15 protein-coding genes are annotated in these 16,887 nt (G+C 72.2%); 9 read left to right on the top strand and 6 right to left on the bottom strand.

Annotation, left to right across the window (positions count from 1 at the left end):
- The first annotated feature begins 51 nt into the window (after positions 1 to 51).
- From ACZ4W9_RS09260 to ACZ4W9_RS09245, 4 genes are all read left to right on the top strand, one after another.
- Positions 52 to 1,860, top strand: a complete 1,809-nt coding sequence (locus tag ACZ4W9_RS09260) for an ABC-F family ATP-binding cassette domain-containing protein (protein WP_467934306.1) — start codon at positions 52 to 54, stop codon at positions 1,858 to 1,860.
- A gap of 233 nt (positions 1,861 to 2,093) precedes the next feature.
- Positions 2,094 to 3,974: an outer membrane protein assembly factor BamB family protein gene (locus ACZ4W9_RS09255; RefSeq protein WP_467934304.1), complete on the top strand. Its 1,881-nt coding sequence runs from the start codon at positions 2,094 to 2,096 to the stop codon at positions 3,972 to 3,974.
- A 77-nt stretch (positions 3,975 to 4,051) separates the two neighbouring features.
- The gene (locus ACZ4W9_RS09250) at positions 4,052 to 5,845 is read left to right on the top strand and encodes an outer membrane protein assembly factor BamB family protein (protein ID WP_467934303.1); all 1,794 of its coding nucleotides are present in this window, start codon (positions 4,052 to 4,054) and stop codon (positions 5,843 to 5,845) included.
- Positions 5,846 to 6,019: 174 nt separating this feature from the next.
- A complete protein-coding gene (locus tag ACZ4W9_RS09245) occupies positions 6,020 to 6,706 on the top strand; it encodes a helix-turn-helix transcriptional regulator (protein ID WP_467934301.1) in 687 nt (228 codons plus the stop codon).
- Between the two features lie 74 nt (positions 6,707 to 6,780).
- Here ACZ4W9_RS09245 and ACZ4W9_RS09240 read toward each other — a convergent pair whose 3' ends face one another.
- Positions 6,781 to 7,122 (bottom strand): hypothetical protein, encoded by a 342-nt coding sequence (locus ACZ4W9_RS09240; protein ID WP_467934300.1) that lies wholly within the window; start codon positions 7,120 to 7,122, stop codon positions 6,781 to 6,783.
- Positions 7,123 to 7,143: 21 nt separating this feature from the next.
- Entirely contained in the window at positions 7,144 to 8,832 is a 1,689-nt protein-coding gene (locus ACZ4W9_RS09235) for a sodium:solute symporter family protein (RefSeq protein WP_467934299.1), read from the bottom strand.
- Positions 8,833 to 9,012: 180 nt separating this feature from the next.
- Between ACZ4W9_RS09235 and galT the strand changes: the two genes are divergently transcribed.
- From galT to galK, 3 genes are read left to right on the top strand one after another with little or no spacing between them, the layout of a single operon-like run.
- Entirely contained in the window at positions 9,013 to 10,074 is a 1,062-nt protein-coding gene (gene galT, locus ACZ4W9_RS09230) for a galactose-1-phosphate uridylyltransferase (RefSeq protein ID WP_467934298.1), read from the top strand.
- A complete protein-coding gene (gene galE / locus ACZ4W9_RS09225; RefSeq protein ID WP_467934296.1) occupies positions 10,071 to 11,033 on the top strand; it encodes a UDP-glucose 4-epimerase GalE in 963 nt (320 codons plus the stop codon). The genes galT and galE overlap by 4 nt, the downstream gene beginning before the upstream one ends.
- A complete protein-coding gene (gene galK / locus ACZ4W9_RS09220; RefSeq protein ID WP_467934295.1) occupies positions 11,033 to 12,187 on the top strand; it encodes a galactokinase in 1,155 nt (384 codons plus the stop codon). The genes galE and galK overlap by 1 nt, the downstream gene beginning before the upstream one ends.
- 9 nt (positions 12,188 to 12,196) lie before the next feature.
- Here the strand turns inward: galK and ACZ4W9_RS09215 are convergent, their stop codons facing one another.
- The gene (locus tag ACZ4W9_RS09215) at positions 12,197 to 12,649 is read right to left on the bottom strand and encodes a GNAT family N-acetyltransferase (RefSeq protein ID WP_467934443.1); all 453 of its coding nucleotides are present in this window, start codon (positions 12,647 to 12,649) and stop codon (positions 12,197 to 12,199) included.
- Positions 12,650 to 12,958: 309 nt separating this feature from the next.
- Between ACZ4W9_RS09215 and ACZ4W9_RS09210 the strand changes: the two genes are divergently transcribed.
- On the top strand, positions 12,959 to 13,726 hold the full coding sequence (locus ACZ4W9_RS09210) for a LuxR C-terminal-related transcriptional regulator (protein WP_467934294.1): 768 nt from the start codon (positions 12,959 to 12,961) through the stop codon (positions 13,724 to 13,726).
- Here the strand turns inward: ACZ4W9_RS09210 and tamR are convergent.
- Complete coding sequence (gene tamR / locus ACZ4W9_RS09205) at positions 13,685 to 14,182, bottom strand: MarR family transcriptional regulator TamR (RefSeq protein ID WP_184966086.1); 498 nt, start codon at positions 14,180 to 14,182, stop codon at positions 13,685 to 13,687. The two genes, ACZ4W9_RS09210 and tamR, sit on opposite strands and share 42 nt — an antisense overlap.
- 89 nt (positions 14,183 to 14,271) lie before the next feature.
- On the opposite strand from tamR, the gene ACZ4W9_RS09200 reads away from it, so the two are divergent.
- A complete protein-coding gene (locus ACZ4W9_RS09200) occupies positions 14,272 to 15,105 on the top strand; it encodes a trans-aconitate 2-methyltransferase (RefSeq protein ID WP_467934292.1) in 834 nt (277 codons plus the stop codon).
- 71 nt (positions 15,106 to 15,176) lie between these two features.
- On the opposite strand, the gene ACZ4W9_RS09195 is transcribed toward ACZ4W9_RS09200, so the two are convergent.
- Together ACZ4W9_RS09195 and ACZ4W9_RS09190 are read right to left on the bottom strand one after the other, a co-directional pair.
- Positions 15,177 to 15,854, bottom strand: coding sequence for a TetR/AcrR family transcriptional regulator (locus tag ACZ4W9_RS09195; protein ID WP_190012673.1), 678 nt, complete (start codon positions 15,852 to 15,854; stop codon positions 15,177 to 15,179).
- Positions 15,851 to 16,858 (bottom strand): acyl-CoA desaturase, encoded by a 1,008-nt coding sequence (locus ACZ4W9_RS09190; protein WP_467934290.1) that lies wholly within the window; start codon positions 16,856 to 16,858, stop codon positions 15,851 to 15,853. The genes ACZ4W9_RS09195 and ACZ4W9_RS09190 overlap by 4 nt, the downstream gene beginning before the upstream one ends.
- Between the last annotated feature and the right edge of the window lie 29 nt (positions 16,859 to 16,887).

Here is a 16,887-nt window from a genome sequence, read left to right as displayed (position 1 = left end):
GACCCACACGGTGGAGCCGCATGTCGATACCGCCCCGCGCACAGGAGTGAAATGGCCGTCAACCTGGTCAATGTCGAGAACGTCAGCAAGGTCTACGGCACCCGTGCCCTGCTGGACGGCGTCTCGCTCGGCGTGTCGGAAGGGGACCGGATCGGGGTCGTCGGACGCAACGGCGACGGGAAGACCACCCTCATCCGGATGCTCGCCAAGCTGGAGGACGCCGACACCGGAAGGATCACGCACTCCGGCGGGCTGCGGCTCGGCGTGCTCACCCAGCACGACTCCCTCGACCCCGCCGCCACCGTCCGCCACGAGGTGATCGGCGACATGGCCGACCACGAGTGGGCCGGCAACGCCAAGGTCCGGGACGTGCTCACCGGACTGTTCGGCGGGCTGGACCTGCCGGGCTTCCCCAAGGGGCTGGACACCGTCATCGGACCGCTCTCCGGTGGCGAGCGGCGCCGGATCGCGCTGGCCAAGCTGCTCATCGAGGAACAGGACCTGGTCGTCCTGGACGAGCCCACCAACCACCTCGACGTCGAGGGCATCGCCTGGCTCGCCGAGCACCTGCGGGGCCGGCGCTCGGCGCTGGTCTGCGTCACCCACGACCGCTGGTTCCTGGACCAGGTCTGCACCCGCATGTGGGACGTGCAGCGCGGCGACGTGTACGAGTACGAGGGCGGCTACTCGGACTACGTCTTCGCGCGCGCCGAGCGCGAGCGGATCGCCGCCACCGAGGAGGCCAAGCGGCAGAACCTGATCCGCAAGGAGCTGGCCTGGCTGCGGCGCGGCGCGCCCGCGCGGACCTCCAAGCCGCGCTTCCGGGTGGAGGCCGCCAACGAGCTGATCGCGGACGTGCCGCCGCCCCGGGACAGCAGCGAGCTGATGAAGTTCGCCTCCTCCCGGCTCGGCAAGACGGTCTTCGACCTGGAGGACATCACCCTCCAGGCCGGGCCGAAGGTGCTCCTCGAGCACGTCACCTGGCAGCTCGGTCCGGGCGACCGGATCGGCCTGGTCGGCGTCAACGGCGCCGGGAAGACCTCGCTGCTGCGCGCCATGGCCGCCGCCGCCCGCACCGAGGGCGAGGAACAGCCCGCCGGGGGCCGGATCTCCGTCGGCAGGACCGTCAAGCTCGCCTACCTCTCCCAGGAGGTCGCCGAACTCGACCCGACCTGGCGGGTGCTGGAGGCGGTGCAGAAGGTCCGCGAGCGCGTCGACCTCGGCAAGGGGCGCGAGATGACGGCCGGGCAGCTGTGCGAGACGTTCGGCTTCGGCAAGGAGAAGCAGTGGACGCCGGTCGGGGACCTCTCCGGCGGCGAGCGGCGGCGGCTCCAGCTGCTGCGGCTGCTCATGGACGAGCCCAACGTCCTCTTCCTGGACGAACCCACCAACGACCTCGACATCGAGACCCTGACCCAGCTGGAGGACGTCCTCGACGGCTGGCCCGGCTCGATGGTCGTCATCTCCCACGACCGGTTCTTCGTGGAGCGGACGACGGACCGGGTGTTCGCCCTGCTCGGCGACGGCACCCTGCGGATGCTGCCGCGCGGCATCGACGAGTACCTGGAGCGCCGCCGGCGCATGGAGGAGGCGGTCGCCGAGCGGTCCGCCGCCGCGGCGCCCAAGCCCGCCACGACGGAGAAGAGCGCCGCCGACCAGCGTGCCGCGAAGAAGGAACTCCAGAAGATCGAGCGCCAGTTGGACAAGCTCGCCGAGAAGGAGAGCAAGCTGCACGCGCGGATCGCCGACGACGCCACCGACTTCGCGAAGGTGGCCGAACTGGACGCCCAGCTGCGGGATCTCGCCGGGGAGCGCGAGGAACTGGAGCTGCGCTGGCTGGAACTGGCGGAGGACGCCTGACCCCCGCACCCGGCGCGCGAAGCGGGCGCGTGCGCCGGGTGAAGGGGGCGTGAAGGCGCGTAACGAGGGCATCACGGGCCGGTCCTCCCTTGGGAACAGGGGCGGGCGCGGCCCCGTGTGCCGTCGGTGCCGGTGATAGAAAGAGCCGTCTGAAAACCGTCTGAGAAACGGCCCAGAGCCGTCCGTCGCGTGCTGCGTGGCTAGAAATCAGTGAACGAGGGGGAAGAGCGCTGATGACCCAGCCGCCCGACCAGCCGCCGCACGGCGGTTACGGAACACCACAGGACCAGCCGCCGGGCCCGGGCGGCTTCGGCGCCCCCGAGCCCCCGCCCCCGCAGGGCGCCTTCGGCGCGCCCCAGCCCCCCGCCGGGTCTCCCCAGCCGCCCGCCGCGCCCCCGCGGGCGCCCGGCTTCGGCGCCCCGCAGGCGCCCCCGGCCCAGGCGGGATACGGCGCGCCCCAGCCCCCCACCGGGCCCCCGCAGCCCCAGCCGGGCTACGGCTACCCGCAGCAGCCCGGCCCGTACGGGGCCGCCCCGGACCCCTACGGCCGGCCGCAGCCGGGCCCCTACGGGTATCCGCAGCAGGCGCCGCCGCAGCCTGGCCCGTACGGCGCCCCGCAGCCCGGTTACGGCCCGCCGCCCCAGCCGCCGTACCCGGGCATGCCCGGGGCCGCGCCCGGCATACCCGGGGCCGCGCCGGCCTCCAGGAAGAAGACGGCCCTGATCATCGGGTCCGCGGTCGCCGCGCTGCTCGTCATAGGCGGCACGGTGTTCGCGGTCACCGGCGGCGACGACGAGGGCGGCGGCGGGAAGAAGCCCGTCGCCCGGCACAGCGACGGCCCGGTGCACTCCGCCACCGCCTCGCCGACGACCTCCGGCGGCGCGGACCCGGACCACCTCAACGACGGACGCGGGCCCGGCGAGGCCAGGGTGCTCTGGTACGCGCCGGCCCCCGACGCCCCCGCGTCCGGAGCCGACGCGCCCGGCATGTGGATCACCGGCGACACCGCGGTGAAGGCCGCGTACAAGCAGGTCTTCGCCTTCGGCACCGAGGACGGCCGCACCGCCTGGGGGCCGCTCTCCCTGCCGCAGAAGATCTGCGCGGTCACCCCGCACCAGTCGGCCGACGGCAAGGTCGTCGTGGCGTACATGAGCGGCGCCGGCGACCACGCCAAGTGCAACCAGCTCCAGCAGATCGACCTGCGCACCGGCGAGAAGGGCTGGAGCGGCGAGGTCGCCGACGGCGGCCTGTTCGACAGCGCGCTCACCATCGAGCTGACGGTCAGCGGAAAGACGCTGATGGTGGGCCGTTCCCAGTCGGGCACGGCGTACGACATCGGCAGCGGCAAGAAGCTGTACGACAAGAAGCGGTACGGCGCGGCCTGCTTCCCGGCCGCCTTCGCGGGCGGCACCGACCGGCTGATCCAGGTGTCCTCCTGCGGCGTCGGCACCTCCGACGAGCACGAGGAGCTCCAGGAGCTGGACCCGGCGAACGGCGCGGTGCGCTGGACGCAGAAGCTCAAGAAGGGCTGGGAGGTCGGCCGCGCCTACTCGGTCGACCCGCTCGTGGTCTACCTGACCAACCGCGACAAGAAGACCTGGAACATCTCCTCCTTCACCAAGGACGGCAAGTTCCGCTCCGAGGTCGCGGTGGACGAGAAGTTCGCCCCCCGCTGCGGCTGGGCGATCCTCGAACGCGAGCTGCAGGGCTGCCAGGGGGTCGCGGTGGACGCGGACACGCTCTACCTGCCCACCGACGCCACCGTCAGCGCCAACGAGATCGTGGCCGTCGGCCTCGCCGACGGCAAGGAGAAGTGGCGGGTGAAGTCCCCGTCCGACCGGCCGATGTACCCGCTGAAGAGCGAGGGCGGCAAGCTCGTCGCGTATGTGCAGCCGTCGTACGACACCGGCGGCCAGGTGGTGTCGGTGCCGACCGCCGGCTCCGCGCACCGGACGACCGGGCTGCTGCGCAACCCCCAGGGCGCCGCCGGCGTCGAGGGCGCCTTCTACGACGGTGTCCTCGACTGGAGCGGCGGGCGGCTGTTCGTCTCCTCGGGCCGGCTGTCCGGTGACGACGACTCCAAGGAGAAGCTGATCATGGCCTTCGGCAACTGAGCCGGGCGCCAGGTCCCGTCCTCCCCCGTCCCCTTCGCCGTCCGTCCGCCGAGCGTTTCACCGAGGTTCCCGTCGCCATGACCCAGCCGCCCCCGCCGCCACCCCATCAGCCGCCCCCGCCGGGCTCCGGCCACCCGCCGCAGCCGCCCCAGCCGGGCTACGGCTACCCGCCGCAGCCGCCGGCACCCGGATACGGCCCGCCCGGCGCGCAGCCCCACCCCTACGCCCAGCAGCCCCCGGCCTACGGCGCCCAGCAGCCGCCGGTCCAGCCCCCGGCGTTCGCCCCCCAGCCGGGCAACCCCTACGCCCAGCCCGCGCAGCCCCTGCGGGGGCCGCAGCCGGGATACGGGTATCCGGGCCCGGGACAGCCGCCGACCGTGCCGATGGCGCCGCCGCCCACGGCGGGCGGTGGCCGGCGCGGCACCACCGTGTTCATCGTGGTGGCGGCGGTCGTCGCCATCGCGCTGATCGTCGGCGGCGGCGTCTGGTACGCCACGTCCGCCGGGGACGACGGCCCCACCCACGACCCCGTCTCCTCGGCCGGCCGGACCGGCGGCACGAGCGGCGGTTCCGGAGACACCGGCGGCACCGGCGGCACCGGCGGCGGTGGCGGCAAGGAGAAGGCGCCGGACGATCCGGCCGCCAAGGTGCTCTTCGAGGTGCCGCTGCCCAAGGCGGACGACACGGTCGTCACCTCCGGCTCCTGGCTGACCGACACCGTGTACGCCAAGAGCGGCATCGCGGAGATCGCCGGCTACGACCCGGCCGACGGCTCCAAGCTGTGGACGGTCAAGCTGCCCGGCCCGGTCTGCGCGGCCGCCGACCACGTCGACGAGGACGGCCGGACGGCGGTCACCTTCCAGCCGAGGATGCCCGCGAAGGGCTCCTCCGCCGGATGCAGCCAGGTCGCCGCGATCGACCTGGCCGCGGGAAAGCGACTGTGGACCAAATCGGTCGCGTCCGGTGACTACCCGGTCACCTTCCAGAATGTGACGGTCGCCCAGCACACGGTCGCGGTCGGCAGCTCCGACGGCGGCGCCGCGTTCGACATCGGCTCCGGCAAGGCGCTGTGGCAGCCGAAGCCGGGCGACACCTGCGCCGACGCCGGGTACGGCGGTGGCACCCGGCTGGTCGCGGTCCGCAAGTGCGGCTCGTACGACGACCGGAAGCTGCACATCCAGACCATCGACCCGAAGACCGGCAAGGTGCTCTCCGAGTACCGGATGCCCGACGGCGTCGACTACGCGTCCGTCGTCTCCACCGACCCGCTGGTGGTGGCCGCCGACGTCGGCGACGCCGCCGGCGACGGCAGCGGGGTCTCGGACTACTTCTCCATCGACCACGAGACCGGCCGGCTGCTCGCCCGCATCGCCGCGCCCGGCGACACCTACGGGGGCCGCTGCGACGGCATCACCCGCATCGAGGGCTGCAACCAGGTCGTCGCCGGCAACGGCAGGCTGTACCTGATGACCGAGCCGCACGACGGCAAGGCCGAGTACAGCAGGACGAACGAGATCGTCGCCTTCGACCTCCGGACCGGCAAGCCGACCGGGCAGCGCGCCGAGGCCGGCGACGGCTACACGATCTCCCCGCTGCGCATGGACGGCGGCAACCTGCTGGCCTACAAGGCGCCGCCGTACAACAAGGGCGGCCAGGTCGTCAGCATCGACGGCGGCACCTTCAAGGCGGCCAAGCTGCTGGAGAACCCCGCCGAGCGCTCCGTGCACGAGGCGGAGACCAGTCTGCTGCCGGAGTACGCCGAACTGCTCTTCGGCAAGGGCCGCCTGTACATGGCGGCCCAGTTCGCCCACAAGCCCAACCGGACGTACGACAGGGAGTACCTGGTGATGGCGTTCGGTACGGGCGGCTGACCGGACGCGGGCGCCGTCCCCGGACTCGCCTGAACGAGTGAACTGCCTTGCGGTGCCCCGGATTTCATCGATCCGGGGCACTTCTCGTCTGGAGTGGCAGCGCGACGTCGAACAAGCGTGTAGCTTCCGGGGGCATGAAGCGCGGGGGTGCCGGGGGACTGGGGGGGTTGCTCTATGGGAGTGCGGCTCATGGTCGTCGACGACCACCGCCTGCTCGCGGAGGCGCTGGCGTCGGCGCTCAAGCTGCGCGGGCACCGGGTGGTCGCCGCGGCGGCACCGGCCGCGGGCGCGGCGGACCTGGTGATCGCGCGGGCGCCCGAGGTGTGCCTGCTGGGCACGGCGGCCCCGGCCGAGCCGGGCGTCTTCGACCCGGTCGTCAAGATCAAGCGGGAGCGTCCGCAGGTCGCGGTGGTGGTGCTGGGTCCGGTGCCGTCGCCGCGCGGGATCGCGGCGGCCTTCGCGGCGGGCGCGTCGGGGTACGTACGGCACGACGAGCGGATCGAGGGCGTCGAGCGGGCCCTCATGAAGGCCCGGGCCGGGGAGGCGGCGGTGGCCCCGCAACTGCTCCAGGGGGCGTTCGGCGAGCTGCTGAACCCGGCGGCGCAGCCCGATGACGAGGCCCAGCGGCTGCTGGAGATGCTGACCCCGCGCGAGGTGGAGGTCCTGGTCCGGGTCGCCGACGGCGAGGACACCCGACTGATCGCGGCGGGCATGGGCATCGCCCCCAGCACGGCCCGCACCCACGTGCAGCGGGTCCTGATGAAACTGGGCGTGGGCTCGAGGCTGGAGGCGGCGGCCCTGGCCGCCCGCACGGGCTTACTGGAGCGGGCGGGCCCACGCCCGGGGCCGGCCCGGGGATAGCCGGGTGGGCGCGGGGACGGGCAGGCGGCGCGGGGGCGGCCGACGGCACCGCGCCCCGCGGCCGGCGTACGGCGTCAGCTCCCCGGGTGCTCCTGCGCCCGCTCCTCCTCCACCGGCACCGGTGGGGGAGTGGGCCGCAGCTTCAGCCACGTCAGGAAGAAGATCCCCAGCAGCAGCATGCCGATCCCGGTCCACAGGTTGATGTTGATGCCCTCGGCCTTGTCGATCGCGGCCTGGGAGTCGGTGATGCCCGCGATCGTGACGATGACGCCGTAGACCACGAACAGCCCGCCGATGATGCGGCGCAGGTCGAAGATGCGCGCCGCCGTCGCGGACTTGGTCTCCAGCTCGGAGACCTCCCGCTGGACGTCGTGCTCGGTGGGGTGCGGCGGACGGTGTTCGGGACGCTCGGTCATGGTTTCCTCGATCCTCCCGCGTCAGAACGAGAACGGGACGTAGCAGACGGCGGCCAGGACGACCGCGCCCCAGCCCAGCAGGGCCGGCTTGCGGTACCAGGCGTCGTCGCCCTCGGCGGGCGGTTCGGACATGCCGGGGGAGCGGGTGCCGTAGACCAGGCCCTCCAGCTCCTTCGCCGGCTTCGGCTTGGTGAACAGGGACATCGCGATCATCACGACCGCGCCGGCGACGAAGCCCGCGATCGCGGAGACGAAGTTGGCGCCCTGGTCGGAGGGGATGGAGAGGATGCCCTTCTTGTAGAAGACGAAGTAGTTGATCATCGCCGCGGTGGTGCCGGCGAGCAGGCCCCAGAAGCCGGACTTGGCGGACGCGCGCTTCCAGAACATGCCGACGATGAAGACGACGAACATCGGCACGTTGAAGAAGGAGAACAGCGTCTGGAGGTAGCTCATGATGTTCGAGAACGAGGACGCCAGGAACGCCGTGCCGACGGAGGCGCAGACGCCGATCACGGTGATCAGCCGGCCGAACCGCACGTAGTAGCCGTCCTCGCGGCCGCGCACGACGTACTTCGCCCAGATGTCGTTGGTGAAGACCGTGTTGAACGACGACACGTTCGCCGCCATGCCCGCCATGAAGGCCGCCAGCAGACCGGTGACGGCGATGCCGAGCACGCCGTTGGGCAGCAGTTCCTGCATCAGGTAGGGGATGGCGTCGTTGTACTGGAGCCCGGACTTCGCGGTGCCGATCGTCGGCACGAGCGCGGCGGCGACCAGCCCCGGGATCATCACCAGGAAGACGATGAAGATCTTCGGGAAGGCGGCGATGAGCGGGGTCCGCTGCCCGGCGGAGAGGTTCTTCGCGGACAGGGCGCGCTGCACCTCGGCGAAGTTGGTGGTCCAGTAGCCGAAGGAGAGCACGAAGCCGAGGCCGAGGACGATGGTGAGCCAGTTGGCGCCGAGCGGGTTGGCCTCGCCGATGCCGGTGCCGCCCCAGGCCGTGGTGAAGTCGGCGCCGTGCTGCGCGGTGAGCTTGTCGGTCAGGCCGTCCCAGCCGCCGACCTTCTTCAGGCCGAGCACGGTGATGGGGATGAGCGCGGCGAGGATGACGAAGAACTGGAGCACCTCGTTGTAAATCGCCGAGGACAGTCCGCCCAGGGTGATGTAACCGAGCACCAGGGCGCCGGCGACGAGGATGGCGACCCACTTCGGCCAGCCGAGCAGGGCCTCGACCACGAGGGCGAGGGCGTAGAGGTTGACGCCGGCGATCAGCACCGCGGCGAAGGCGAAGAGCGCCGAGCTGAGCAGGTGGGCGGCCTTGTCGAAGCGCAGCAGCAGGAACTCGGGGACCGAGCGGACCTTGCTGCCGTAGTAGAAGGGCATCATCACCAGGCCGAGGAAGACCATGGCGGGGATGGCGCCGATCCAGTACCAGTGGACGGTGTAGGCGCCGTACTGGGCGCTGTTGGCGGCCATGCCCAGGATCTCGGTGGCCGCCAGGTTCGCCGAGATGAAGGCGAGGCCGGTGATCCAGGCGGGCAGCGAGCGTCCGGAGAGGAAGAAGTCGAGGCTGGTCTTGACCGAGCGGCGGGCGGCGAGGCCGATGCCGAGGACGACGACGAAGTAGATCGCCAGGATCGCGTAGTCCAGCCAGTTGGTGGGGAGCCGTAGCTCCGCCGCCAGGGTGGGGGCGTATGTGGGGGTTTGCATGAGAACTCGCTTCGTTGCGCGAACTGATCCAGAGCGGAACCTACGCCGCCGTGTTCGGTATTTGAACACTTCGACTGGTGTTCTTTGTTTGATTGTGATCGAGCGCGGGCGTTGTCGAGTTGTGGTCTGTTATGTTTGATTGTGTTGAGTGATGGCGTGGGGGACGTGGAGGAGTCAGGCGTGAAGAAGACCTCGACCCGGCTGGCCGACGGTCGTGAGCTGATCTACTACGACCTGCGGGACGACACCGTGCGCGACGCGGTGGACCGGCGCCCGCTGGACCGTACGGTCACCACGTCCGAGATCCGGCGCGACCCGCTGCTCGGCGACAGCGTCGCCGTCGCCTCGCACCGCCAGGGCCGCACCTACCACCCGCCGGCCGACGAGTGCCCGTTGTGCCCGACGCACGGCGACCGGCTCAGCGAGATCCCCGACTCCTCGTACGACGTCGCCGTCTTCGAGAACCGCTTCCCCTCCCTCGCGGGCGACTCCGGCCGCTGCGAGGTCGTCTGCTTCACCTCCGACCACGACGCCTCCTTCGCCGACCTCACCCCCCGGCAGGCCCGCCTGGTGCTGGACGCGTGGACGGACCGCACCGCGGAGCTGTCCCACCTGCCCTCCGTGGAGCAGGTGTTCTGCTTCGAGAACCGCGGCGCCGAGATCGGGGTGACCCTGGGCCACCCGCACGGGCAGATCTACGCCTACCCCTTCACCACCCCCCGCACGGCGTTGATGCTCCGCTCGCTCGCCGCCCACCAGGAGGCGACCGGCGGGGAGAACCTGTTCGACGCGGTCCTGGAGAGGGAACTCGCCGGTGAGCGGGTCGTCCTCGAGGGTGAACACTGGGCGGCCTTCGTGCCGTACGCGGCCCACTGGCCGTACGAGGTCCACCTGTACCCCAAGCGCCGCGTGCCCGATCTGCTCGCGCTGGACGAGGCGGCACGCACAGAGTTCCCCCAGGTGTATCTGGAACTCTTGAAGCGGTTCGACCGGATCTTCGGCGAGGGTGAGCCTCCGACGCCGTACATCGCGGCCTGGCACCAGGCCCCGTTCGGCACGCTGGAGGAGTTCGACGGCGTGACGCGCGACGACTTCGCGCTCCACCTCGAGCTTTTCACCATCCGCCGTACTTCCGGCAAGCTGAAGTTCCTCGCGGGTTCCGAGTCCGGCATGAACGTGTTCATCAACGACGTGCCGCCGGAGCGCGCGGCCGAGCGACTGCGAGAGGTAGCGAGTTCATGAAGTACCTGGTGACGGGTGGCGCGGGTTACGTCGGCAGTGTCGTGGCCCAGCACCTGCTGGAGGCCGGGCACGAGGTCACCGTCCTGGACAACCTCTCCACCGGCTTCCGCGCGGGCGTGCCCGCCGGCGCCGCCTTCGTCGAGGGCGACATCCGCGACGCCGCCAAGTGGCTCGACCCCTCCTTCGACGGCGTGCTGCACTTCGCGGCGTTCTCGCAGGTCGGCGAGTCGGTGCAGCAGCCGGAGAAGTACTGGGACAACAACGTCGGCGGCAGCATGGCGCTGCTCGCGGCGATGCGCGAGGCCGGTGTGCGCAGGCTGGTGTTCTCCTCCACCGCCGCCACCTACGGAGAGCCCGAGCAGACCCCCATCCGGGAGACCGCCCCGACGCGGCCCACCAGCCCCTACGGCGCCTCCAAGCTCGCCGTCGACCACATGATCACCGGCGAGGCGCACGCCCACGGCCTGGCCGCGGTCTCCCTGCGCTACTTCAACGTGGCCGGCGCCTATGGCGCCTGCGGCGAGCGGCACGACCCCGAGTCGCACCTCATCCCGCTGGTCCTCCAGGTCGCCCAGGGCCGCCGCGACGCCATCTCGGTCTACGGCGACGACTACCCCACCCCCGACGGCACCTGCGTCCGCGACTACATCCACGTGGCGGACCTGGCCGACGCCCATCTGCTGGCCCTGGGCGCCGCCGCCCCCGGCGAGCACCTGATCTGCAACCTCGGCAACGGCAACGGCTTCTCCGTCCGCGAGGTCATCGAGACCGTCCGCGAGGTCACCGGCCACCCGATCCCCGAGGTGACCGCGGGGCGCCGGGGCGGCGACCCGGCGGTCCTGGTCGCCTCCGCGGACACCGCCCGCGAGAAGCTGGGCTGGAACCCGACCCGCGCGGACCTCGCGGGCATCGTCGCGGACGCGTGGGAGTTCGCGCAGAGCATCACAAGGGAGCACTAGTGGGGGCACAGCAGGTCGCGGACCGCTTCGCCGAGCTGTACGGCGCCCGGCCGGAGGGCGTCTGGGCGGCGCCGGGCCGGGTCAACCTGATCGGCGAGCACACCGACTACAACGACGGCTTCGTCATGCCGTTCGCGCTGCCGCACCAGGCGCTCGCGGCGGTCTCCCGCCGCACCGACGGCGTCCTGCGCCTGCACTCGGCGGACATCGGGGGCGGGGTCGCCGAGCTGCGCCTGGACGCCCTCGAGCCCGGGACCGACCAGGACTGGACGGCGTACCCGGCGGGCGTCGTCTGGGCGCTGCGCGAGGCGGGTCACGAGATCACCGGCGCCGACGTCCACCTGGCGTCCACGGTGCCCACCGGCGCGGGCCTGTCCTCCTCCGCCGCCCTGGAGGTCGTGATCGCGCTCGCGCTGAGCGACCTCAACGGCCTGGGCCTGGAGCGCTGGCGGCTGGCCCGGCTCTGCCAGCGCGCCGAGAACGTCTACGTCGGCGCGCCGACCGGCATCATGGACCAGACGGCGTCGGCCTGCTGCGAGCAGGGCCACGCGCTGTTCCTGGACACCCGCGACCTGTCCCAGCGGCAGATCCCCTTCGACCTCGCGGCCCGGGGACTGCGGCTGCTGGTGGTGGACACCCAGGTCAAGCACGCGCACAGCGGCGGCGAGTACGGCAAGCGCCGGGCCGGCTGCGAGAAGGGCGCGGCCCTGCTCGGCGTCGACGCCCTGCGCGACATCCCGTACGACGGCCTGGACGCGGCCCTCGCCCGCCTCGGCGACGAGGAGGAGGTCGTCCGCCTGGTCCGGCACGTGGTCACGGAGGACGAGCGGGTCGAGCGCACGGTCGCCCTGCTGCGGGCCGGCGACCCCCGCGCCATCGGCCCCGTCCTCACCGAGGGCCACGCCTCCCTGCGCGACGACTTCCGCGTCTCCTGCCCGGAACTGGACCTGGTCGTCGACACCGCCCTGGCCCACGGCGCCCTCGGCGCCCGCATGACCGGCGGCGGCTTCGGCGGCTCGGCGATCGTCCTCGCCCAGGCCGCGGACGTCGACACCCTGACGAAGGCGATCGAGGAGGCCTTCGCCGCGGCCGGCCACACGGCTCCGCGCGTCTTCGAGGCGGTCCCCTCGCCGGGCGCCCGGCGCCTTGTCTGAGAGGTCCCGTCAGCCCAGTCGCTTCGTCAGGGTGTACTCCGTGATCCCCGGGGGGTAGTCGGGGATCACGCAGACCACCTCGTAGCCCTGTTCGCGGTAGAAGCCGGGGGCCTGGAAGTCCCAGGTCTCCAGGCGGGCAGAGGCGCAGCCGCGGGCGACGGCCAGGCGTTCCGCCTCGGCGAGCAGGCGGGAGCCGAGGCCCGCGCCGCGGTGACGGGCGTCGACCCACAGGTAGGTGATGTGCAGCCAGGCCGTCCAGGTGTGGCCGACCAGGCCGCCCGCCAGGCCGCCGGCGGAGTCCAGCGCCCACACGTGCAGGGGTGCCTCGCGTTCGCCGGCGGTGCCGCGCAGCGCGGCGAGCACCGGGGACGCGGCCGTGTTGGTCTCCCGCAGCCGCGAGCGGAGCAGATCACGTCGGGCCTTGTCGACTTCCGCCTCAATACGAAACATGCGGCACACCATAAACGCGCCGGACGGCCAGTTCTGCAAATCTCCTTCCGCTGCGTGCTGCCATCCGTACTCTGTGGAACAGCACCGGTGGGGGCCGGTGCCGCTCAGGGGGCGAGACAGGCGGGTGCGGCGCCCGCGGTGGGGCAGCGGTCTCCGTGACGGCGGCGGCCGTACGGCGCGTGTCCCCGCCCACGGATGCCGCATCCGGACGAGTCGTCGTTCTCCGCATGTTCTCCCGGTATTGCCGGACCCGCCTGTTTCCGGAGCCTTCCGGACCTTGGACATCCCCTGCTCCACGCGGAGCCCGGGGAAGGGGGTTACGTGGTTCGTATCCGAGTCCTCGTCGTCGACGACCACCGCATCTTCGCCGAGTCGCTGGCCGCCGCCCTGGCCGCCGAACCGGACGTCGACGTCTTCGCCGCCGGCAGCGGCCCGGCCGCGCTGCGCTGCCTGGAACGGGCGGCCGGCGAGGGCCGCCGCTACGACGTCCTGCTGGTCGACGCCGACCTGGGCGGCCCCCCGCCCGGCGCCCGCCCGGCCGTACCGGTGCGCGACGGCAACGAGGAGGGCCTGGTCGACGGCATCTCCCTGGTCGCCGGGGTGCGCACCGCCCAGCCCGGCGTGCGCAGCGTCGTCCTCGCCGAGAAGGACGACCCGCGCCGCGCGGCCCTCGCCCTCCAGGCCGGCGCCTGCGGCTGGGTCGCCAAGGACTGTTCGCTGTCCCGGCTGCTGACGGTGATACGGGGCGTGCTACGCGACGAGACGCATCTGCCGCCCGCGCTGCTCACGGGGGTGCTGAAGGAGCTGACGGCGGCCCGCCGGCACCGCACCGAGAGCGAGCGGCTGGTGGAGTCCCTCACCCCCAGGGAACGGGAGGTGCTGCGCTGCATGGTCGCCGGGCTCGGCCGCAAGGCCGTCGCGGAACGGCTGTTCCTGTCCCCGCACACCGTCCGCACCCATATGCAGAACGTCCTCGGCAAACTGGGCGTCCACTCCACGCTGGCCGCCGTGGCGCTCGCCCGGCGGGCCGGGGTGGGCCCGGCGGACCTAACCGGGGATGTTGTCGAACGGGGCGGTCAGCTGGCGTAGCAGCCCGGCCAGTTCGCCGCGCTGGGCGCGGGACAGCTCGGCGAGGATCGCCCGTTCCTGCTCCAGCAGTCCCGCCAGCGCCTGGTCCGCGCGGTCCCGGCCCTCGTCGGTCAGCCGGACCAGCACCCCCCGCCGGTCGCTGGGGTCGGGCAGCCGCTCCACCAGGCCCTTCTTCGCCAGCCGGTCGATACGGTTGGTCATCGTGCCGGAGGTGACCAGGGTCTGCGTCAGCAACTGGCCGGGGGAGAGCTGGTACGGCGTGCCCGCGCGCCGCAGCGCGGTCAGCACGTCGAACTCCCAGGGCTCGAGCTGGTGCTCGGCGAAGGCGAGCCGGCGCGCACGGTCCAGGTGCCGGGCGAGCCGGCTGACCCGGCTCAGTACTTCCAGCGGCTCCACGTCGAGGTCGGGGCGCTCCCGGCGCCACGCTGCGACCAGCCGATCGACCTCGTCCTCCATGGAGATCAGTGTAGTGGTTGTGTCGACGTGAAGTCTCTTGACATCGACTCTCTTGACGTCGAGAGATCTGTGGGGGGAAGGTGGAGGACATGACCCCTCCCCGCCCGGTCCCCCCACCCCGCTGGGACCCCGCCCAGTACCTGCGCCACGCCGGTCACCGCGCCCGCGCCTTCACCGACCTCCTCGCCCGCGTCCCCGGCCCGCCCCGCGACCGGCCCCGCGTCGCCGACCTCGGCTGCGGCCCCGGCAACGTCACCGCCCTGCTCGCCGGGCGCCTGCCCGCCGCCCGCGTCACGGGCTACGACAACTCGCCCGAGATGCTCGACCGGGCCCGCGCCGATCACGAGGGGCCGACCGCGGGCGGCGGCCGGCTCGACTTCGCCCACGCCGACGTACGGACCTGGACGCCCGGGGAGCCGTACGACCTGATCGTCTCCAACGCCACCCTGCAATGGGTGCCGGGCCACGCCGACCGGTTCGCGGGCTGGATCGCCGCCCTGGAACCCGGCGGCGCCCTCGCCTTCCAGGTCCCCGACAACCTCGACGCCCCGCTGCACGCGCTGCTGCGCGGCCTCGCCGCCGCGCCCCGCTGGCGCTCCCGCCTCGCCGGCGTCCCGCGCGGCACGGACTCCGTGCACCCGCCCGGCTTCTACCTGGACCGCCTCGCCCGCCTCGGCTGCGCGGCCGACGTGTGGCAGACCACCTACCAGCACGTCCTCCAGGGCGAGGACCCGGTGCTCGACTGGGTGAAGGGGACCGGGCTGCGCCCCGTCCTGACCGCGCTGGCCGACGATCCCGGGGCCCGCGAGGCGTTCCTCGCCGAGTACCGGGATCTGCTGCGCACCGCCTATCCGAGCGCTCCCTACGGCACGGTCCTGCCGTTCCGCCGGCTGTTCGCGGTCGCCGTGAAACCGTCGGGATGAGGCCCTCGGGCCGGGTCCGCGGCCCCGAAGGCGCCGGGGCCGCGGCCCCGAAGGCGTGCCGCGAGCCCGGCCTACGCCTTGCGGTGGCCTATCAACCGCGGCTTCGGCTCCAGCCCGTCCAGGCCGTGCCAGGCCAGGTTCACCAGATGCGCCGCCACCTCCGCCTTCTTCGGCCGGCGCACGTCCAGCCACCACTGCCCGGTCAGCGCCACCATCCCGACCAGCGCCTGGGCGTACAGCGGGGCGAGCTTCGGATCGAAACCCCGCGACTTGAACTCGCGGCCCAGGATGTCCTCCACCTGGGTGGCGATGTCGGAGATCAGGGACGCGAAGGACCCCGTGGACTGCGGGATGGGGGAGTCGCGGACCAGGATGCGGAACCCGTCCGTGTACTCCTCGATGTAGTCCAGCAGCGCGAACGCCGCCTGTTCGCACAGCTCACGCGGGTGCCCGGCCGTCAGCGAGCCGGTGACCATGTCCAGCAGCCGGCGCATCTCCCGGTCCACCACCACCGCGTACAGCCCCTCCTTCCCGCCGAAGTGCTCGTACACCACCGGCTTGGACACCCCGGCCTTCGCCGCGATCTCCTCCACCGACGTGCCCTCGAAGCCCTTCGCCGCGAAAAGGGTGCGACCGATCTCCAGCAACTGCTGGCGGCGCTCGGCACCGGTCATACGGGTCCGGCGGGTCCGCCGCTGCTTGTCGTTGCCTGGATTGCTGCTGGAGTCGGTCGCCACGGCGTCAATCATGCCGCCTCGGCGGATTCCCTCCGGCGCCGGGAACCGCCTTCCCCGGTGTCACGCCGCGAATCGATGCGCGAGCGTGACGGCCAGCGCACGTCGTACGCCCAGCCCAGCTGCTCGAACCAGCGGATGAACCGCGCCGAGGAGTCCAGCTGGCCGCGCATCACCCCGTGCCGCGCCGAGGTCGGGTCGGCGTGGTGCAGGTTGTGCCAGGACTCGCCGCAGGACAGGATCGCCAGCCACCACACATTGCCCGAGCGGTCCCGCGATTTGAACGGCCGCTTGCCCACCGCGTGGCAGATCGAGTTGATCGACCACGTCACATGGTGCAACAGCGCCACCCGGACGAGTGAACCCCAGAAGAACGCGGTGAACGCGCCCCACCACGACATCTTCACCAGCCCGCCGATCAGCGGCGGCAGCAGCAGCGACACCAGCGTCCACAGCACGAACTGCCGGGAGATCGCCCGCATCGCCGGATCCTTGACCAGGTCCGGGGCGTACTTCTCCTGCGGGGTCTGCTCCTCGTCGAACATCCAGCCGATGTGCGCCCACCACAGGCCCTTCATCAGCGCCGGGACCGTCTCCCCGAACCGCCACGGAGAGTGCGGATCGCCCTCGGCGTCGGAGAACTTGTGATGCCTGCGGTGATCGGCCACCCACCGCACCAGCGGGCCCTCCACCGCCAGCGAGCCCATGATCGCCAGCGCGATCCGCAGGGGCCGCTTGGCCTTGAACGAGCCATGGGTGAAGTACCGGTGGAAACCGATCGTGATGCCGTGGCACCCGAGGAAGTAGAAGAACACCAGCAGGCCCAGATCGAGCCAGCTCACCCCCCATCCCCAGGCCAGCGGCACCGCCGCCACCAGCGCCAGGAACGGCACCGTGATGAAGAGCAGCAGCGTGATCTGCTCGATCGAACGCTTCCGCTCACCGCCCAGCGTGGCGGAAGGAACAGGTGTGTCGGTGGCCTCGCGGGCCTCGTCGATCACATCGGAACTTGAGGTCATACGCGTCCCCTGTGGGGTCGAGGGTCCAG

This window comes from Streptomyces sp. NPDC029296, assembly GCF_055569255.1.
This window is presented reverse-complemented; position numbering and strand designations above follow the sequence as displayed.